Origin of the sequence: Pseudoalteromonas sp. Angola-7 (assembly GCF_028599255.1) — a bacterium.
Lineage (GTDB): Bacteria > Pseudomonadota > Gammaproteobacteria > Enterobacterales > Alteromonadaceae > Pseudoalteromonas > Pseudoalteromonas atlantica.
Genome location: NZ_JAQREL010000012.1, coordinates 128,009 through 146,790, shown reverse-complemented (window position 1 = coordinate 146,790; position 18,782 = coordinate 128,009). Strand labels below are relative to the sequence as shown.

Annotated in this window: 17 protein-coding genes and 5 tRNA genes; 17 read left to right on the top strand and 5 right to left on the bottom strand. The window is 41.5% G+C overall.

Features of this window, described 5'->3' with window-relative positions; translation table 11 throughout:
* The 7 genes from PSH50_RS15670 to purF all read left to right on the top strand — a co-directional run.
* The coding region (locus tag PSH50_RS15670; protein ID WP_337946902.1) for a FimV/HubP family polar landmark protein at positions 1–2,616 on the top strand (2,616 nt) is incomplete at its 5' end.
* Positions 2,617–2,887: 271 nt separating this feature from the next.
* The gene (truA, locus tag PSH50_RS15665) at positions 2,888–3,682 is read left to right on the top strand and encodes a tRNA pseudouridine(38-40) synthase TruA (RefSeq protein WP_054983053.1); all 795 of its coding nucleotides are present in this window, start codon (positions 2,888–2,890) and stop codon (positions 3,680–3,682) included.
* A gap of 140 nt (positions 3,683–3,822) precedes the next feature.
* Complete coding sequence (accD, locus tag PSH50_RS15660) at positions 3,823–4,698, top strand: acetyl-CoA carboxylase, carboxyltransferase subunit beta (RefSeq protein WP_024032247.1); 876 nt, start codon at positions 3,823–3,825, stop codon at positions 4,696–4,698.
* A gap of 25 nt (positions 4,699–4,723) precedes the next feature.
* Positions 4,724–5,989 carry a bifunctional tetrahydrofolate synthase/dihydrofolate synthase gene (gene folC, locus PSH50_RS15655; RefSeq protein ID WP_273587084.1) on the top strand — a complete coding sequence of 422 codons (1,266 nt, stop codon included), beginning with the start codon at positions 4,724–4,726 and terminating at the stop codon, positions 5,987–5,989.
* A gap of 11 nt (positions 5,990–6,000) precedes the next feature.
* Positions 6,001–6,636 (top strand): SPOR domain-containing protein, encoded by a 636-nt coding sequence (locus tag PSH50_RS15650; RefSeq protein ID WP_273587085.1) that lies wholly within the window; start codon positions 6,001–6,003, stop codon positions 6,634–6,636.
* A gap of 171 nt (positions 6,637–6,807) precedes the next feature.
* Entirely contained in the window at positions 6,808–7,302 is a 495-nt protein-coding gene (locus PSH50_RS15645) for a CvpA family protein (protein ID WP_004586885.1), read from the top strand.
* Positions 7,303–7,320: 18 nt separating this feature from the next.
* On the top strand, positions 7,321–8,847 hold the full coding sequence (gene purF / locus PSH50_RS15640) for an amidophosphoribosyltransferase (RefSeq protein WP_004586886.1): 1,527 nt from the start codon (positions 7,321–7,323) through the stop codon (positions 8,845–8,847).
* A gap of 100 nt (positions 8,848–8,947) precedes the next feature.
* Here purF and PSH50_RS15635 read toward each other — a convergent pair whose 3' ends face one another.
* On the bottom strand, positions 8,948–9,547 hold the full coding sequence (locus PSH50_RS15635) for a Yip1 family protein (RefSeq protein ID WP_004586887.1): 600 nt from the start codon (positions 9,545–9,547) through the stop codon (positions 8,948–8,950).
* A gap of 215 nt (positions 9,548–9,762) precedes the next feature.
* On the opposite strand from PSH50_RS15635, the gene miaE reads away from it, so the two are divergent.
* A complete protein-coding gene (miaE, locus tag PSH50_RS15630; RefSeq protein ID WP_004586888.1) occupies positions 9,763–10,533 on the top strand; it encodes a tRNA isopentenyl-2-thiomethyl-A-37 hydroxylase MiaE in 771 nt (256 codons plus the stop codon).
* 32 nt (positions 10,534–10,565) lie between these two features.
* On the opposite strand, the gene PSH50_RS15625 is transcribed toward miaE, so the two are convergent.
* The 3 genes from PSH50_RS15625 to PSH50_RS15615 all read right to left on the bottom strand — a co-directional run bounded on the left by PSH50_RS15625 (position 10,566) and on the right by PSH50_RS15615 (position 12,732).
* On the bottom strand, positions 10,566–11,366 hold the full coding sequence (locus PSH50_RS15625; RefSeq protein WP_004586889.1) for an ABC transporter substrate-binding protein: 801 nt from the start codon (positions 11,364–11,366) through the stop codon (positions 10,566–10,568).
* Between the two features lie 52 nt (positions 11,367–11,418).
* Positions 11,419–12,156, bottom strand: coding sequence for a UDP-2,3-diacylglucosamine diphosphatase (locus tag PSH50_RS15620; protein ID WP_273587086.1), 738 nt, complete (start codon positions 12,154–12,156; stop codon positions 11,419–11,421).
* An 84-nt stretch (positions 12,157–12,240) separates the two neighbouring features.
* Positions 12,241–12,732: a peptidylprolyl isomerase gene (locus PSH50_RS15615; protein WP_024032242.1), complete on the bottom strand. Its 492-nt coding sequence runs from the start codon at positions 12,730–12,732 to the stop codon at positions 12,241–12,243.
* Positions 12,733–12,880: 148 nt separating this feature from the next.
* Between PSH50_RS15615 and PSH50_RS21255 the strand changes: the two genes are divergently transcribed.
* The gene (locus PSH50_RS21255; RefSeq protein ID WP_369127935.1) at positions 12,881–13,045 is read left to right on the top strand and encodes a hypothetical protein; all 165 of its coding nucleotides are present in this window, start codon (positions 12,881–12,883) and stop codon (positions 13,043–13,045) included.
* Between the two features lie 100 nt (positions 13,046–13,145).
* The gene (gene cysS / locus PSH50_RS15610) at positions 13,146–14,525 is read left to right on the top strand and encodes a cysteine--tRNA ligase (RefSeq protein ID WP_273587087.1); all 1,380 of its coding nucleotides are present in this window, start codon (positions 13,146–13,148) and stop codon (positions 14,523–14,525) included.
* 72 nt (positions 14,526–14,597) lie between these two features.
* Here cysS and folD read toward each other — a convergent pair whose 3' ends face one another.
* Positions 14,598–15,452, bottom strand: a complete 855-nt coding sequence (gene folD, locus PSH50_RS15605; protein WP_029772557.1) for a bifunctional methylenetetrahydrofolate dehydrogenase/methenyltetrahydrofolate cyclohydrolase FolD — start codon at positions 15,450–15,452, stop codon at positions 14,598–14,600.
* A gap of 341 nt (positions 15,453–15,793) precedes the next feature.
* On the opposite strand from folD, the gene PSH50_RS15600 reads away from it, so the two are divergent.
* The 7 genes from PSH50_RS15600 (at position 15,794) to clpP (ending at position 18,762) form a co-directional block, all read left to right on the top strand.
* Positions 15,794–15,870 (top strand) — tRNA-Pro (locus tag PSH50_RS15600).
* A gap of 54 nt (positions 15,871–15,924) precedes the next feature.
* Positions 15,925–16,001, top strand: a tRNA-Arg gene (locus PSH50_RS15595).
* Between the two features lie 24 nt (positions 16,002–16,025).
* Positions 16,026–16,101 (top strand) — tRNA-His (locus tag PSH50_RS15590).
* Positions 16,102–16,116: 15 nt separating this feature from the next.
* Positions 16,117–16,193, top strand: a tRNA-Pro gene (locus PSH50_RS15585).
* Between the two features lie 51 nt (positions 16,194–16,244).
* Positions 16,245–16,321: transfer RNA gene (locus tag PSH50_RS15580), tRNA-Pro, on the top strand.
* A gap of 355 nt (positions 16,322–16,676) precedes the next feature.
* Positions 16,677–17,981 carry a trigger factor gene (tig, locus tag PSH50_RS15575; protein ID WP_004586894.1) on the top strand — a complete coding sequence of 435 codons (1,305 nt, stop codon included), beginning with the start codon at positions 16,677–16,679 and terminating at the stop codon, positions 17,979–17,981.
* Positions 17,982–18,144: 163 nt separating this feature from the next.
* Positions 18,145–18,762, top strand: coding sequence for an ATP-dependent Clp endopeptidase proteolytic subunit ClpP (gene clpP / locus PSH50_RS15570; RefSeq protein ID WP_024033798.1), 618 nt, complete (start codon positions 18,145–18,147; stop codon positions 18,760–18,762).
* The last annotated feature ends 20 nt before the right edge of the window (positions 18,763–18,782 follow it).

Genomic DNA, 18,782 nt, shown 5'->3' with positions numbered 1-18,782 from the left:
GACATAGACAGCTTAATTGATGAAGCAAGTGATATACCTGATGAAGCCCCTGCTGATGCGCTAGTTGAAGAAAACGATGACTTTGATTTAGACGACATAGACAGCTTAATTGATGAAGCAAGTGATACACCTGATGAAACACCTACTGATGCGCTAGTTGAAGAAAACGATGGCTTTGATTTAGACGACATAGACAGCTTAATTGATGAAGCAAGTGATACACCTAATGAAACACCGGCTAATGCGCTAGTTGAAGAAAACGATGACTTTGATTTAGACGACATAGACAGCTTAATTGATGATGCAAGTGATACACCTGATGAAGCCCCTACTGATGCGCTAGTTGAAGAAAACGATGACTTTGATTTAGACGACATAGACAGCCTAATTGATGAAGTTGAAGACTCATCTGCCGCTCAAGTAGCAACTGATGATACAGAGCGAGATATTGATAGCGCTTTAGCTGATTCGGTCGAAGAGCTAGCTGATGCACAGGAAGATTTTGATGAAGATGATATTGAAACATTAGCGTCTTCACTTATTGATGAGCCAGAACTTGCAGAAGAGCCAGAACTTGTAGAAGAGCCAGAACTTGTAGAAGAGGCGGAGCTTCTCGAGGAGCCAGAACTTGTAGAAGAGCCTGAGCTTTTAGAAGAGCCTGAGCTTCTCGAGGAGCCAGAACTTGCAGAAGAGCCTGAACTTGTAGAAGAGCCAGAACTTGCAGAAGAGCCAGAACTTGTAGAAGAGCCTGAACTTGTAGAAGAGCCAGAACTTGTAGAAGAGCCTGAGCTTCTCGAGGAGCCTGAGCTTGTAGAAGAGCCTGAGCTTGCAGAAGAGCCTGAGCTTCTCGAGGAGCCAGAACTTGTAGAAGAGCCAGAGCTTGTAGAAGAGCCAGAGCTTGTAGAAGAGCCAGAGCTTGATGCTGATTTGCTTGAAAACACTGACTTTACAGATAGTTCAGAAACGTTACTTGACCCAGAAGATGCACAGGAAGAGTACACTGACGACACCCTAAAAAGTGTTGACGAATTACTCAACGAGCTACAGCAAGCTACAGACGAAGACTATGTTGAAAACCCTGATTGGGCATTAGATGATCTTGATGATGACATTGAAGAGGTAGAGGTTGATTTAGGTGATGACCCGCTTGACTCACAAGAAGCACCAGCGAGTCCGCTTTTAGATACTCAACCTGAAAATGATGCTGTAAATAATACGCTTAGTGATGATATAGACTTTTCAGATGATAACCCCGATACGTTAGATGTAACAGAGCAACAGCAATATCTACCTGATGAGTTATTAGGAGATGAGCTTGATGGTGATGCAACAGGCATGCAGCCAAGCCAAGCTGAACAAGACTTAGCAAACGCACTTTCAGGCAGTGAATTAGATAGCTTAGAAGACGATTTTGATGATGAGTTACTCATTGATAACGATTTTTCAGAGCTAGAACTTGAGCCGAAACATACCGATGATATAGGTGCAGATGATAAGCACGCTCAAGTGCCGTCATCATTTGATGAATTAACTGATGATGAAAGTGAGCTAGATTTATCTGAAAATACGGATGAAGACGAAGGGGTTTTCGATGATGATTTATTGCAAAGCGTTGATGAGCTAGACGACGAGCTCAATGCATTATTAGATGAGCAAGTAACTCCAAGTGAAGAACTTGACGAGTACCCTGAGTTAGAGCTTGATAACGATGACGAAATTGATTTAGATGATCAGCAATCATATAGTCCGCAAGAGTTACAAGGTGATGAACTTGATGGACAAGCAAGCGGTATGGCGCCAAGCCAAGCTGAGCAAGACTTAGCAAATGCACTTGCTGGTAACACTGGTATTGATGCGTTAGAAGCCGACCTAGATGACGAGCCTCTGATTGACGATGAGCTTGATGCGCCTTTACCGCAAGAGGAACCTTTAGGTGAGGCGAAAACAACGGATAGTGCGCAGGAACAGCCTGATTTTGACGATGCAATTTTAGAACAAGCACTTTCAGAAGACGTTGAAGATGAAATAACAAATTCGCAATTAGAAGCCGAGCTAACACAGGCTGCTGATGATCAGACTAATGAAGACGTTATACCCGACGAGCAGCTAGACGATGAGTTTATGGCTGACTTAACGCAAACCGATTTTGATGCGTTGCTTAGTGAGTTAGGTGAACCGGATGAGTTAAATTTAGAAGATAGCAGCGAATTTGATGTCGACTTTGATAGCCTATTAAACGAAGACTTAGACACTGAGGTTGAAGCGAAAGCGGTGCAAGAAGAGCCTTCGCAAAATGATCAGCAGGCTACAACCGATGATTTTGTTGATATTGACGCGCTACTTGAGCAAAGCGATGACTCAGTACTTGAGCACGAACCCTATGACGAGGTTAATATGGACGTAGGCTTAAGTGACTTTGATTCGTTACTGGCAGGCGATAACCCAACAGATGTTGACTTAGAAAGCGGTGGTTATTCTGCCAAGCTTGATTTGGCAAGAGCATACATTGAAATTGACGACTTTGACTCAGCCCTTAAAGTGATTGAAGATGTTATTGAAAGTGGCCCTGAAGATGTACAAGAAGAAGCGCAAAGTTTAAAAGCTAAACTTAACTAGAGCATTCATGATTATAAAAAACCGCATTAGCTTTGTTAATGCGGTTTTTTTATAGGTACGAATAACTCTAACCTATAAAAGCACTTAATTAGTTTTAGACGTTTATTAAACCCAAAACGTTAAAAGCTCACTAACTTATCGCTGTGTTTTATTGGGGTAAAATAAATTACTTAATTTTGCGAATAACTATAAATAGACGAGGTTACTTTTATTGCACCGCGAGATAGCATAAAATGCCCCGTTCATTAGCACAGTAGGTAAAGCAGTAATTATGCGAGTAGCACTTGGAGTTGAATACAACGGCGCACGTTACAGTGGGTGGCAACGTCAGTCTCATGTAAATAGCGTACAACAAGAAGTAGAAAAAGCGTTGTCGAGCATTTGTAATCATCCGGTTGAAATAGTGTGTGCGGGCCGCACAGATGCAGGTGTACATGGCACTGGTCAAGTTGTACACTTTGAAACCCATGCTCCCCGTGAGATGGTTGCATTTACTATGGGTATGAACACGCTACTCCCTAAAGATATAGCGATTCGTTTTGCTCAACCTGTTAGTGAAGACTTTCATGCACGCTTTAGCGCAACAGCGCGTCGTTATCGTTATGTTATTTATAATTACGCTTATAGAGGCGCAGTTATGAATGAAGGCGTTACGCACTTTCATCACCCACTTGATGAAACGAAAATGCAAGAGGCGTGTCAGTACTTAATTGGCGAGCACGACTTTACCTCTTTTAGAGCGCTGCATTGCCAAGCTAATACAGCAAACAGAACTATTCATCATTTATCGGTACAACGCCAGGGCGATTACGTTATTATTGATATTAAAGCGAACGCTTTTTTACACCATATGGTGCGTAATATTACCGGCTGTTTAATGGATATAGGCCTACACAAGCACCAACCTGTATGGTTAAAAGAGCTATTAGATTTAAAAGAACGTGCTAAAGCCAGTGCCACAGCAAAAGCCGCGGGTCTTTATTTAGTAGATGTAGATTACCCAGAACACTTTAATATTCCTAAAACCCCACTAGGGCCATTATTTTTACCTGACTCGGAATGTTAGTGTTGAATTTATAAGCGTTTATCTAACTACTAAGACCAGTTTTTTATACCGTGTTTGTGTAATTCATGTTTTAATTGAAAAAATCTGTCTGCTACTTATTAGCAGACTCGCGACACAGAACAGCATTAAGAGAGTTGCAAATGAGTTGGTTAGAAAAAATCTTACCTAAAACGACTAAGTCGTCAGGTCGTAAAGAAATTCCAGAAGGCGTTTGGGCTAAATGTACAGCTTGCGATTCAATTTTATATAAAGCTGAACTAGAAAAATCATTAAACGTATGTCCTAAATGCGACCATCACATGCGTGTGAGCGGCCGTAAACGTTTAGAGCACTTTTTAGATGAGGGTGACCGCACGGAGCTTGGCACTGAGCACGAGCCTAAAGATGTATTAAAGTTTAAAGACTCTAAAAAATACTCAGACCGTATTAGCGCAGCCCAAAAATCAAGTGGCGAAAAAGACGCGTTAGTAGCAATGAAGGGCCGCTTAAAAGGTATTCCTGTTGCTGCGGTTGCTTTTGAATTCTCATTTATGGGTGGTTCAATGGCCTCGGTTGTAGGCGCACGTTTTGTTGATGCCGTAGACCAATGTTTAGAGCACAATATGCCATTAGTGTGTTTCTCTGCCTCAGGTGGTGCACGTATGCAAGAAGCACTTATGTCGCTTATGCAAATGGCTAAAACCAGCGCTGCGCTTGCTAAAATGAGCGAAAAAGGCCTGCCGTTTATATCAGTAATGACCGACCCAACCATGGGTGGTGTATCTGCATCATTAGCGATGTTAGGTGATATTAACGTAGCTGAGCCAAAAGCTTTAATTGGCTTTGCGGGTCCGCGCGTAATTGAGCAAACAGTACGTGAAACCTTGCCAGAAGGTTTTCAACGCAGTGAGTTCTTATTAGAGCACGGTGCAATTGATATGATTATTGACCGTCGTGAAATGCGCGATACATTAGCACGCGTACTTGCTAAATTTATGAACTTGCCTTCTACTGAACAAGAGCATAGAGTAGCGTAAATTTCAGCTTTACTGATTACACGCTATGACAAATACAATTCCTAGCCAATCATCAAGCCTTGATGATTGGCTTTGTTATTTAGAGAGTGTTCACCCTGCAAATATTGAAATGGGACTCGAACGCGTTGCTACTGTTGCAAATAACATTGGCTTATTAAACACTTCCAGCAAAATTATTCTTATTGGCGGCACAAACGGCAAAGGCACAACTGCACGCTGTTTAGAATCGCTATTACTTGCGCAAGGTTACAGCGTAGGTACGTATGCCTCTCCTCATTTAATTAGATACAACGAGCGTGTGCGCATAAATGGCCAAGAGCTTGATGATCAATACCATGTTGATGCCTTTAACACGCTAGAGCAAGGTCGCGCTAGCACGGCGCTTACGTATTTTGAATATGGCACCCTAGGTGCGCTGGCTATTTTTAAACGCTTTGAGGTTGATTATGTGCTGCTTGAGGTTGGTTTGGGCGGGCGCTTTGATGCCACCAATATTGTTACACCTTATGCAAGCGTGATCACCACCATAGATTTAGATCATAAAGAATACCTAGGCGATACACGAGAGTTAGTTGCTTATGATAAGGCAGGCATATTTCGTCAAAACACGCCGGCTATTATTGGTGATTTAAACATACCACATACAATGACCGATTACGGTGCCGATATTAAAGCAGGCATGGTTATATCCGGTACTGATTTTATATTCAAAGAGCACGAAGCGCATTTTACATGGCAATATAAAAATCATAATTTGCTGTTAGATAAGCCAGCGATCCCTGCACAAAATGCAGCAACGGCCTTAACAACCTTAGCTGTGCTAAATTTATTGCCAAGTGATGAGGTAATTAAGCATTGTTTAGCTAACTTAGTTGTTGAGGGACGCTTTGAGCAGTTAAGCACTGCACCTTTAGTGTTTACCGATGTAGCTCACAATCCCGAATCTGCTCGTTATTTAGCACTAAAGCTTGCAAGCTATAAAGATAAAGGCTTTAAAATTCATGCATTAGTCGCTATGCTTGCTGATAAAGATAAAGCGGGTGTACTTAAAGAGGTAAGCCATGTAATTGATCAATGGTCTCTTACTAGCTTGCACATACCTCGTGGCGATAATGTTGAAAATATGGCCGCGGCGTTGCAAACTATACCTCATACAGGCACGCATGAACGCTATAATAGTGTGCACGATGCGCTTAATGTAATTATGCCTACACAGCAAAGTGATACGCTTTTAATTGTGTTTGGGTCATTTTTTACTGTTGCAGATGCTATAAACTACTTTAAAAAATAGAGAGAAAGTCGGTGAACTCAGGTTTTATAAATCGTTTAGTCGGAACCAGTATTGTGGTGATCGCAGCAATTGTGTTTATTCCTAATATACTCGATGGCGAAAAGGTCCACTACAAAGAGGGCTTTAAAGCTATCCCTGAACGCTCTGAGTTTAAAACTATTGACCTTCAAGAGTCTATAGATGAAAAAGTAGCGCAGGCTGAGCCTTTAAAACAAGAGCAAATTGAAGACATAGCTGCCGATGACGATTTGCTAACAAGCAAAGAAAGCCAATACGCAGCAGAGGCTGAAATAGTCGAAGCAAGCATAGAGCCTCAGACTGCGCCAGAGCCTGTAGCGAAAGCGCCAGAGCCGGTAAAAGCAAAACCTATTGCGCCACGTAAAAGTGAAGAAAACCTCACTGATATGGCCTATGTAATTCAGCTAGGTAGTTTTTCCCATGCGGCTAATGTTAAGGCCTTACAAGCTAAGCTTAAAGCGAAAGGCTTTAAAACGTTTACAAAACCAATTAAAACGCCAAACGGCACATTGACTAAAGTGTTTGTTGGGCCCTCGCTTGATAAGGGGGAGCTGACCAAAAAGTTACCCGAGCTTAAAGCGCTTACCAAGTTAAACGGTAAAGTCACCCAATACAGTGTCTCTAATTGATTTTAAAAGGCCTTACTATAGCAAGGCTTTTTTTGTTTTTAAGGGCTAAAAATAGCCGTTAAAGTGATAAGTTTTTGTACGTGCTAGTTGCTGGTTATCTCCCGCTTTAACTTGCATATTAACGAGGTTTGGGTATAGAATGCGCCCCAAAATAGCGACTAATTGGTTAATATGATCTGGGTTGATTACGCCATTCTTGGCATCATTGCACTGTCTACCATCATCGGTTTAATACGCGGCTTTGTTAAAGAAGCTATGTCATTAGCAGTATGGGCTTGCGCATTTATCATCTCTAGTTTGTTTTACCAATATTTAGCTTCCTTCCTAACAAGTATTTCTGAACCCCTTTTAAGAAATGCGGCGGCCATTGCCATACTCTTCTTTGCGACGCTACTGTTAGGCGGTTTACTAAACTACATTTTAGGTGAGCTTGTACAACGTACTGGTTTATCTGGCACCGATCGTGTCTTCGGCATTGTTTTTGGTGCATTACGAGGCGTGTTGGTCGTGAGCGCGTTACTCTTCTTTCTTGATGCTTTTACTGGTGCACCAAACACGCACTGGTGGGGCAATTCTATTTTGATTCCAGAATTTGGCTTTGTTGTTGAATGGTTCTTTTCGTACCTAGAAAACAACTCGAGCTTTTTAAATTCAGTAAACCGTTAATCGGCGAGGATAAATTACATGTGTGGTATCGTTGGGATAGTCGGAACATCTCCTGTTAATCAGGCGATTTATGATGGCTTAACTGTTTTGCAGCACCGAGGTCAAGATGCCGCGGGCATCATTACCATTGAAAACAATACGTTTAGCTTGCGCAAAGCAAATGGCCTAGTAAAGGATGTGTTTCACACCCGCCATATGAAACGACTACAAGGCACAATTGGTATTGGCCACGTACGTTACCCTACTGCAGGCTCGTCAAGTTCATCTGAAGCGCAGCCGTTTTATGTTAATTCACCATTTGGTATTGCGCTTGCGCACAATGGTAATTTAACCAATGCTGAAACTCTAAAGCAGCAACTGTTCTCAGAAGCGCGTCGTCACGTTAATACAACGTCTGACTCAGAAATACTACTTAATATCATGGCACATGAGCTAAGTAAGTCTGACAAATTACATTTAGACGCTGAAGACATCTTCACTGCAGTAACCGAAGTAAACAACAAAGTAACCGGTGGCTACGCCGCTATTGCGATGATTATTGGCCACGGTGTTTTAGCATTTCGTGACCCTAATGGTATCCGTCCTTTGGTATTTGGTAAGCGTGAAACCCCTAAAGGCACTGAGTACATGTTTGCCTCAGAAAGCGTCGCATTAAAGCCAGACGGCTTTGAATTTGTGCGTGACGTTGCGCCAGGTGAAGCGATTTACGTAACTGAAGATGGCCAATTTCATTCACAAAGTTGTGCTGAAAAAGCCTCTTATGCGCCGTGTATTTTTGAGTTTGTTTATTTTGCTCGCCCTGATTCAACCATCGATCGTATGTCGGTTTACGCAACGCGTGTAAACATGGGTACTAAACTGGGTGAAAAAATTGCGCGTGAGTGGAGCGATAAAGACATTGATGTTGTTATCCCAATTCCTGAAACCTCATGCGATGTGGCGTTAGAAATTGCCCGCATGCTTGATTTACCTTACCGCCAAGGCTTTGTTAAAAACCGTTATATTGGTCGTACATTTATCATGCCTGGCCAAGAAATGCGTAAAAAGTCAGTGCGTCAAAAGCTAAATGCGATTGACCGTGAGTTTAAAGGTAAAAACGTTTTACTAGTTGATGATTCAATTGTACGCGGTACAACCTCGGCACAAATTGTAGAAATGGCCCGTGAAGCCGGAGCAAAAAATGTGTATTTTGCCTCAGCAGCACCAGAAATTCGTTTTCCTAATGTGTATGGTATTGATATGCCATCTGCCGCAGAGCTTATTGCGCATGGCCGAGAAGTTGAAGACATTAACCAAAGCATCAGTGCTGATGGCTTAATTTTTCAATCGCTAAACGATTTAATTGCCGCTGTAAGCCAAGAAAACCCAGAAATTACTAAGTTTGAAACCTCTGTATTTGATGGGCAATACATTACCGGCGATATCGATCAAGATTACTTAAATCATATTGATCAATTGCGTAACGACTCGGCTAAAAGTAACCGCGAAAACGCCATGTCATCAGGCCTTGAAATACACAATCAAGATGCCAACGAAGCTGATTAATGTGTGATTAAACATAATCAGACATAAAAAAAAGGAGCTAATTAGCTCCTTTTTTGCGAAGGAAAGAAAGGGAACACTTCATATCAAACAACGTGGTTGATTAGGTAAACATTGGACTCACAATGCCGTTAGTCCAAAGTATTGCGGTTACAGCTAAAATTATTACCAATAAAATTAGCCCGCAGGTAACAACAGAGCTGGCATAAATAAAGCCGCGCTCTTGTGGAATATGCATTAGTATTGGCACGCCTGTATAAAGCAAGTACACCGAGTAGGCTAGGGCAATCATACCTACGCAAACAACAAACCACAGCTCAGGTAAAAAAGCGGCTAAGGCCGACATAAACACGGGTGTAGCAGTATAAGCGGCAAGTTCAAGCGTTTGTGTAAAGGTAGGTTTAGCACCAAATGTAACGGCCATCCAATGGGCTAAATAGGCCAGTGCAAACACACCGGCTATTAACGCACCATACATAGCCACGGCAATTAGCAGTGCGCTTTCATGTGTTAAAAATACTGGGTTGCCCGCACCAATACTCCAGCCTAAATACACCGATGAGTAATACCCCATAATCGATGGAAATAATGCAATAAGTAAAATATGCGACAGGCTATAAGTCAGGCTTTCGTGGCGGTTATCTATTGTTTGCCATTCTTCGAGTGGATGAGCATAAATGCCCCACAGGTGGTTCAGTATCATAGCGGTACTCCATAAAAGGAACGTATAACTGTTGGTTATAATTTAGTTTTAGTTAGTTTGTTTTTTATACAGTACCTATATTTATGGTTTAGTTCATATACAAAGTCAAGTTAACTGCTTATTAACATTTTAAAGAGGTTGTTTTAGCTCGTTTTATTCTTCGTTATTTTTCGTGTTAAAATGGCTTTTTATTATTTGAAGTAACGAGCAGCCCTGTGCCACATAGCGAACTTTTAGCCCCTATTAATAATTTTTTATTGTGTGAAACCCCAAATGAATGGGTTATTGAGGCAGTAAAAAAAGAAAATTTATCGATTATTTTAATCGATCACTTAATTTGTGAGTTAAAAGCAGCGCAAAGTGCAATGTTTTTAATTCGTAAGTACGCGGTAGATAAAGACAGCAGCGATGCATTACTTGAATGGCTAAAGCCCTTTGAAACACTTATTTATAAACGCGAAGGTAATTGGCGTGATTTAGCGGCTAAAAATAAACTTACAAAATCTATTATCCCAAAGTCTAACTCACCTTACGGGCAAGATTTAATAGATAAAATGGTGATGCTAATAAAAGAAGAATTACATCACTTTTATCAAGTGCTCGAAATAATGGACGAGTATGGGGTAGAGTACAGAAGCATTACACCGTGTCGTTACGCTAAAGGGATGCTACGTAACGTTAAAACGTTTGAGCCTAATGCATTAGTCGATAAACTAATTGTAGGTGCTTATATTGAGGCTCGCTCATGTGAGCGTTTTGCTGCACTTGCTCCACATGTTGATAAACGCTTAGGCGATTTTTATATTTCATTGCTTCGCTCTGAGGCGCGCCATTATCAAGATTACTTAACACTGGCACAAGAAATTGCTGATTTTGATATTACTGAGCGAGTCGACTTTTTTGGTAAAATTGAGGCTGATTTGATCACTAGCCCTGATGAAGACTTTAAATTTCACAGTGGCGCTCCTGCACTAGTTACTAATTAAAGCTGTGTTATTTAGCTCTTCAAGCACACCGGTTAGTTAGGTGTGCTACTTCTTTCTATAAAGTCTATGAGCTCAAGCGCCGTGCTTTGAGAAAAGCCATGTTTTACTAATAGCTCTTTTGCGGTGCCATTGTATAAAATAGTAGAAAAGCCTTGTTCAAGCGCGTCTCTTTTTTGTTTTGCATCAGGGTCAGACTTTGGAAACATAACATGCAGTTGATGATGCTCTAAATCGGGCGAAATATATTCAACTTGTGGCGCGCCGGGTTCATTAAGCTTTTCGGTGTTTTTTAACCAGTATTCACCCACTTCTTTAGTGCCTGCTACTAAGTCTATTCGTCCTTTTTGAAGCATATATAAACTGTTAATTAACCCGCGAGTTGAGGTTACGGCCAGGCCATTACTTTCAGAAAAAACTTCACTTACTGCATAGCCAACGCCTTTACAAATACTGTATGGCTGTAAAGAGTCCATACTGCCGTCATAGTTTATTTGTCTGTCTTTGAGCTTAAATAGTCCAACGTATACGTTAGCAAGTGGGCGCGAGTAATAAAAAAGATCAGTACGCGACTTTGTATAAAAAGCGCCTAAAATTGCATCTTTTTTATTTATTTTGGTAAGCTCCAGCGCTCTGTTCCAGCTGGTAAACTCAATGTCGTTATTAATATTTTGATTAGCTAAGGCCGCTTTAGTTAAGGCAGTTACCCAGCCGTTATCAATTAAGCGCTCACCAATATAGGGTGGGGAGTTTTCGGCGACGAGCTGCCAATTTTCTGAGGCATACCCTTTGGAAAAAATGCAACAAAGCACCAAACAATAAATAGCTTTATACATATATCCTTATCCTATTACCAAAAAGTACTTAAATAATAGTCAGGATTTGAGATTATGCGAAGGGCGTATTAATGAGTTTTTGACCTTGTGGAGTAACCACTAAATATGAGCCTTGAGTATACCAATCTCCAAGTACAGTGCGTGTTAGTGTTTGCTTACCTACAGTGTAAGTGTGTACGTTAGGGCGGTGGGTGTGGCCGTGTATCATGTTGCTTACATTATACTTGGCAAACATCGCTAGTACGGCGTCATCTACTACGTCTAAAATTTCTATGGGTTTTTCGGCTTGGCTTAATTTGCTTTTTTCTCTGGCATTGCGAGCAATTTTTTTTCTGTACCATAGTGGCATTGCTAACATTAATTTAGGCCACCACCAACCGCGACTTTTTTTACGAAACTTTTGATACTCAATATCTTGGGTACACATTTCATCACCGTGCAAAATAACAGTGGGAGTGCCATATAAATCTATAACCGTTTGCTCGTTTAGCAATACCATACCTGCGCGTTTAGCGTATTGCTCACGCATAATAAAATCACGATTACCGTGTATAAAGTACACTGGTGTACCGCCATCTTTAACGGCTTTTAAATGCTTTGCTACCTCACTAGCCAATTCTGTTACGTAGTCATCCCCAACCCATACTTCAAAAAAATCACCTAAAATATACAGTGCATCTACGGGCTTACCAATAATGTGCGTATTTATAAAGCGATAAAAAGCCTCGCTAATATCTGGGCGGTTTTCACTTAGGTGTAAGTCTGCAATAAAGTAGGTTTGAGAAGTCATAGAGGCATCTAGTTAGGTTAAATAAAAGCGGGCGCATACATAATGTACCATGCCCGCTTAATTACTCAGTATATGAGTAAACGTTTAGCTTACAGTAACGTTTTCGATGATTACATTTTCAAGCGGTACGTCTTGGTGAAAACCAGCGCTGCCTGTTGCTACACCTTTAATTTTATTTACTACGTCCATGCCTTCAACTACTTCAGCAAATACACAGTAACCCCAGCCTTGCGAAGTTTCGCTGCTGTGGTTTAAAAAGTCGTTGTCGTTAACGTTAATAAAAAATTGGGCTGTTGCTGAATGTGGGTCAGGCGTACGCGCCATTGCTAATGTACCTACTTTATTAGATAGGCCATTATTTGCTTCGTTTTGAATTGGGTCGTTAACGTCTTTTTGCTCCATACCAGGTACAAATCCACCGCCTTGCACCATAAAGCCGTCAATTACGCGGTGAAAAATAGTGCCGTTGTAAAAACCTGAGTTTGCGTACTCTAAAAAGTTTTTAACTGTGTTTGGAGCTTCTTGCTCAAACATTTTAATGGTGATGTCACCAAAATTAGTGTGTAGAACAACCATGTGGTTTCCTATATCTGGTTTAATTAGTCGCGCTATTTTATCTTAGTTAACTAAGATAAACAAAGTGCTTGTTCAATATATCCAAAGCTGCCCAAGGTATATACTTGTGCGTTTTACAGGGGGTTAATATCGAGGCGGTATTTGGCCGTTGTGGTATTTCCTTTCAATATATAACCATGCACAGAGCAAGAGCCAATTAAGCAATAAACAGGGTGGTTTAAAACTGATTTTTACAGTGTTATTAATTTTAACAACAGAACCTCTATTACATACAATCAAGGCCTTGCCTAAATTGGTTTTAATTGCTGCTTAAACATGCGTATTGAAGAGGTTTGGGTATAAAAAGCGCTAGAGCGGGGGCTTTTCAAGTGTTAACATAGCCAACTCAGCAAACAGTCAAGGACTAAAAGTAAATGGTACAAATATACAACACACTCACGCGACAAAAAGAGCAGTTTAAACCTATGGTCGAAGGCAAAATCGACATGTATGTGTGTGGTATCACCATTTATGATTTTTGTCATATCGGTCATGCGCGTACATTTGTCGGGTTTGATGTTATTGTCCGCTACCTTCGCCACCTTGGGTACGACTTAAAATACGTACGTAATATTACCGACGTAGATGATAAAATAATTAAACGCGCAAACGAAAATGGCGAGTCAATTAATGACCTAACTTTGCGTATGACCCAAGCCATGCACGAAGACTTTGATAGCCTAAACATGCTGCGCCCAGATATTGAACCTACGGTTACAAACCATATGGATGAAATTATCGAAATGGTTGAGCGCTTAATTGCAAAGGGCCATGCATACGTAGCAAACGACGGCGACGTGCTTTTTGATGTTTCTACGTTTGAGCAGTACGGCGCACTATCGCAACAAGATTTAAGTATGCTCCAAGCAGGCTCTCGCGTAGGGGTTGCACAAGATAAAGACGATCCGCTTGATTTTGTATTGTGGAAAAAAGCAAAAGCAGGCGAGCCTTCTTGGTCATCTCCGTGGGGAGAAGGGCGTCCGGGTTGGCATATAGAATGTTCAGCAATGAGCTCAAAGCATTTAGGTGAGCATTTTGATATTCACGGTGGCGGCTCTGATTTACAGTTTCCGCATCACGAAAACGAAATTGCGCAATCATGCTGTGCAAACAATGGCAAGTATGTAAATACGTGGATCCATACAGGCATGGTACAAGTAAATAAAGAAAAAATGTCTAAATCATTAGACAACTTTTTTACTGTGCGTGAGGTATTAAAAACATATGACGCTGAATCAGTTCGTTACTTTTTAATATCAGGGCATTACCGTAGCCAGCTAAATTACTCGCAAGAAAATTTAGATCAAGCACGTTCATCGCTTGAACGTATTTACACAGCACTTCGTGGTGTTGAGCCAATTACGTGCGATATTGAAAACAATGAGTACGTGGCTAAATTTAGAAAAGCCATGAATGATGATTTTAATACACCAGAGGCGTTACCGGTTTTATTTGAACTGGCTAAAGAGCTAAACCGTGTTAAAGACACCGATACACAGCAAGCGGGTCAATTAGCATTTGTGCTACGCAGCATAGGCGAAGTGCTTGGTGTTGCCCAGCAAGCACCTGAATCGTTTTTGCAAGGCGGGCAAGATGATGATGAAGTGGCCACTATCGAAGCGCTGATTGTAAAACGTAATGAAGCGCGCGCAAACAAAGATTGGGCCGCTGCAGATGAAGCACGTGATGCACTTAATGCACTCGGTGTCGTGCTTGAAGACTCAGCAGGTAAAACAACATGGCGTAAAGCGTAAATGCGTTAAAGTAGCTTTTAAACTAAAAAGGGTTGCCAGTTGGCAACCCTTTTTTAATGCTAAGGCATTAAATTAACTATGGTATTTTTCACATGCTTCGAGGGTGTTTTCAATTAAACTTGCTACAGTCATTGGGCCAACGCCACCCGGTACAGGAGTAATAAAATCAGCTTTTTGCTCTGCAACACTGTACTGAACATCGCCCACTAACTTGCCTGTATCTAAACGGTTAATACCTACATCAATCACAATCGCACCTTCTTTTACCCACTCACCAGGTATAAATTCAGGTTTACCTACGGCCACTACTAATAAGTCTGCGCGGCGCACATGGGTTTCTAAGTCTTGTGTAAATTTGTGACATACCGTTGTAGTACAACCGGCAAGTAATAACTCAAGCGACATAGGGCGGCCAACAATATTAGAGGCACCAACAACTACCGCATGCATCCCTTTGTAACGCACGCCCGTTGAATCTAATAAGGTAATAATCCCTTTGGGTGTACATGGGCGCAGCGCCGGCATACGTTGCGCTAAGCGGCCAATATTGTAAGGGTGAAAACCGTCTACATCTTTATGTGGTGTAATACGTTCTAAAATCTTTTCTGCATCTAGGCCTTCAGGTAGCGGTAGTTGCACCAAAATACCATCTACTTCGCCATCGTTATTTAGCTCATCAATTAATGCTAGTAGTTCTTCTTCGCTGGTTTGCGCTGGTAAATCAAATGACTTTGAAATAAATCCTACCTCTTCACACGCTTTACGCTTAGAGCCAACGTAAACTTGGCTTGCAGGGTCAAGCCCTACCAGTACTACTGCTAAACCGGGTGCACGTAAACCGTTTGCAACGCGTTCGCTTACGCGCTCAGCCACTGCACTACGTACTTGTTTTGCGATTGCCTTACCATCAATGATGTTTGCCGTCATGGGGGACCTTTAATTGGGGTTAAATAAACTTCGATACTTATATTTTAAAAGCATTTGCATATAAAGAGGGGTGTATGCAAAAAATTAATTTTATTAATGCTTTTTTAATATGCAGGCTATTTTCGCAGAAAAGGCCCGAAGCGCCAAGTTGCTTTTAGGTTATAAACCGGAGTTTTCAAAAAAAGCGTCTAAATTTCAGCTTAGTTTTGCAATATTTAACCATTATGAACTAAAAATGACCGATTGATTTATTTTATGCAAAAAACGTTTGACCTCTCCCAGGCAAATCACTATTATGCACCCCGTTGTCAACGAGGTCACTCGCAGGCAATCGTAAGCATCGGCGATTAGCGCAGTTTGGTAGCGCACTTGGTTTGGGTCCAAGGGGTCGCAGGTTCAAATCCTGCATCGCCGACCACTTCTTTTATTTTTATAATAGAATAGCTTACAGGCAAACTATGAAGTTTTCGATGCGCCCGTAGCTCAGCTGGATAGAGCAACGCCCTTCTAAGGCGTTGGTCGAAGGTTCGAATCCTTCCGGGTGCGCCATTTGAAAACAAAGTAAATACCGTGGTGATTGTAGCTCAGTTGGTAGAGCCCCGGATTGTGATTCCGGTTGTCGTGGGTTCGAGCCCCATCAGTCACCCCAATTTACTTCGAGTATCGGCGATTAGCGCAGTTTGGTAGCGCACTTGGTTTGGGTCCAAGGGGTCGCAGGTTCAAATCCTGCATCGCCGACCACTTCCTCATAAGTGGTCTTAAATTCAACATTTAAGTATTCAACACGATTATCGGCGATTAGCGCAGTTTGGTAGCGCACTTGGTTTGGGTCCAAGGGGTCGCAGGTTCAAATCCTGCATCGCCGACCACTTTCTTAACCTTAAAGAAAGTAAACGAGTAATCACTCAGCAATAACTTCTATCTACTTCCTACTAAAATATCGCTTTAACGTACCAGTTAGTCTTTTTTTTACGCAGTTGGTCTCGATCGTAGCTAAACTAGTCCAAATAATTGCCCCCTACACTCGACTATCATAATTATTAGGTTATAATGCCGCGTCTATTGTTTAACATAGTGCCCGAAGGGCAGAGCAGCAATGGGATCTCATGGTAGTGACGGATGCTTTTTAGTGAAAAATCGCTTTAAAATTTATCAAGACTCATGAAGATTACTTTGTTTGTAAGGAAGGCGAACAGTCGCCAAAATTGAATATTGAGGTAAATCATGCAAGTTTCTGTTGAGACGACTCAAGGCCTTGAGCGCCGTCTGACCATCACCGTTCCTGCAGAGAACGTTGAGACCGAAGTAAAAAAACGCTTACAACAACTGTCAAAAACGCAGCGTATCGATGGCTTCCGTGCTGGTAAAGTACCAGTTTCAGTAATTAACAAGCGTTTTGGACCTGCGGTTCGTCAAGAAGTAGCTGGCGAAGTAATGCAGCGTAACTACATTGAAGCAATTGTTGCTGAAAAAATTAACCCTGCTGGCGCACCATCATTTGCACCTAAATCACTTGAAGCAGGTAAAGATTTAGAGTTTACAGCAACGTTTGAAGTATACCCTGAAGTTGAAGTTCAAGGTTTAGACAAAATTGCAGTAGAAAAACCAGCAGTAACAGTAACTGACGAAGACTTAGCAAACATGCTAGAAACACTTCGTAAGCAACACGCTTCTTGGGCTGATGTTGACGCAGCTGCTGGCGAAAACGACCGTGTAACAGTTGATTTCGTAGGTACTATCGACGGTGAAGAGTTTGAAGGCGGCAAAGCTGAAGACTTCCCACTTGAGCTTGGCCAAGGTCGTATGATCCCAGGTTTTGAAGACAACATCGTTGGTAAAAAAGCAGGCGAAGAAGTAGTTGCTGATGTAACTTTCCCTGAAGATTACCACGCTGAAAACCTGAAAGGTAAAGCGGCTCAATTCACTATCACAGTGAAAAAAGTTGAAGCGCAAGAGCTACCTGAATTAAGCGAAGAGTTTGCAACTAAGTTCGGTGTTACCGAAGGCGGCGTAGACGCGCTTAAAGAAGAAGTTAAAAAGAACATGACACGTGAGCTAGACCAAGCGGTTAAAGCTAACGTGAAAGACCAAGCGATTAAAGGTCTTTTAGAAAACAACGAAATCGAAGTGCCTAAAGCACTTATTGATCAAGAAGTTGACGCACTACGTCAGCAAGCAGCTCAACGTTTTGGTGGCGACGCTAAAAACATGCCTGAGCTTCCAGCTGAATTGTTCCACGAGCAAGCTGTAACTCGCGTTAAAACTGGCCTATTACTAGGTGAAGTGATCAAAGCAAACGATATCAAAGTTGATGATGAAAAAGTTGAAGCATTAATTGCTACAGTTGCATCTGCTTACGAAGATCCAACTGAAGTAGTAGAATACTACAAAGCAAATGATCAACTTATGCAGCAAATGCGTAATGTTGCAATGGAAGAGCAAGCTGTTGAAGCTATTTTAGCTAAAGCAAACGTGTCTGACGTTGAAAAAGCATTTGATGACATCATGAATCCTCAGCAAGGTGCTTAATAAGTCATTGACTTAAGCGCTCGCTAACGATTAAATGGCTCGTGTTACTCTGTTTATGCAGTGTGCCCGGGCCATTTTAGTTTGTGCCCCATAATTTGCGAAAAATGATAACTATGCTTCCTTTAGTAAGAAAAAGCATAAGCGCATAAGGAATTAAAAAAGTATGAACACTGGTATGACAGATCCCCTAAATGCATTAGTCCCTATGGTTGTTGAACAAACAGCTAAAGGTGAGCGCTCGTATGACATTTATTCGCGTCTATTAAAAGAGCGAATTATCTTTTTAACGGGCCAAGTTGAAGACAACATGGCAAACCTAATTTTAGCGCAAATGCTATTTTTAGAATCAGAGAACCCTGAAAAAGATATCTTTTTATATATTAATTCACCAGGTGGTTCGGTAACCGCTGGTATGGCAATTTACGATACAATGAACTTCATCAAACCAGATGTAAGTACTATTTGTGTTGGCCAAGCGGCAAGCATGGGCGCATTTTTGCTTACTGCTGGCGCTAAAGGTAAGCGTTTTTGTTTACCAAACTCACGTGTAATGATTCACCAACCGTTAGGTGGTTTCCAAGGTCAAGCATCTGACTTTGAAATACACGCAAAAGAAATTCTGTCTATTAAAGACAAACTTAACCGCTTAATGGCAGAGCATACAGGCCAGCCATTAGATGTTATTTCACGCGATACTGACCGTGATAACTTTATGAGTGCATCACAAGCTGTAGATTACGGCCTGGTTGACTCAGTGTTTACAAATCGCGAAAGCAAGTAAGCGTGTAGGCAAGCAAATAA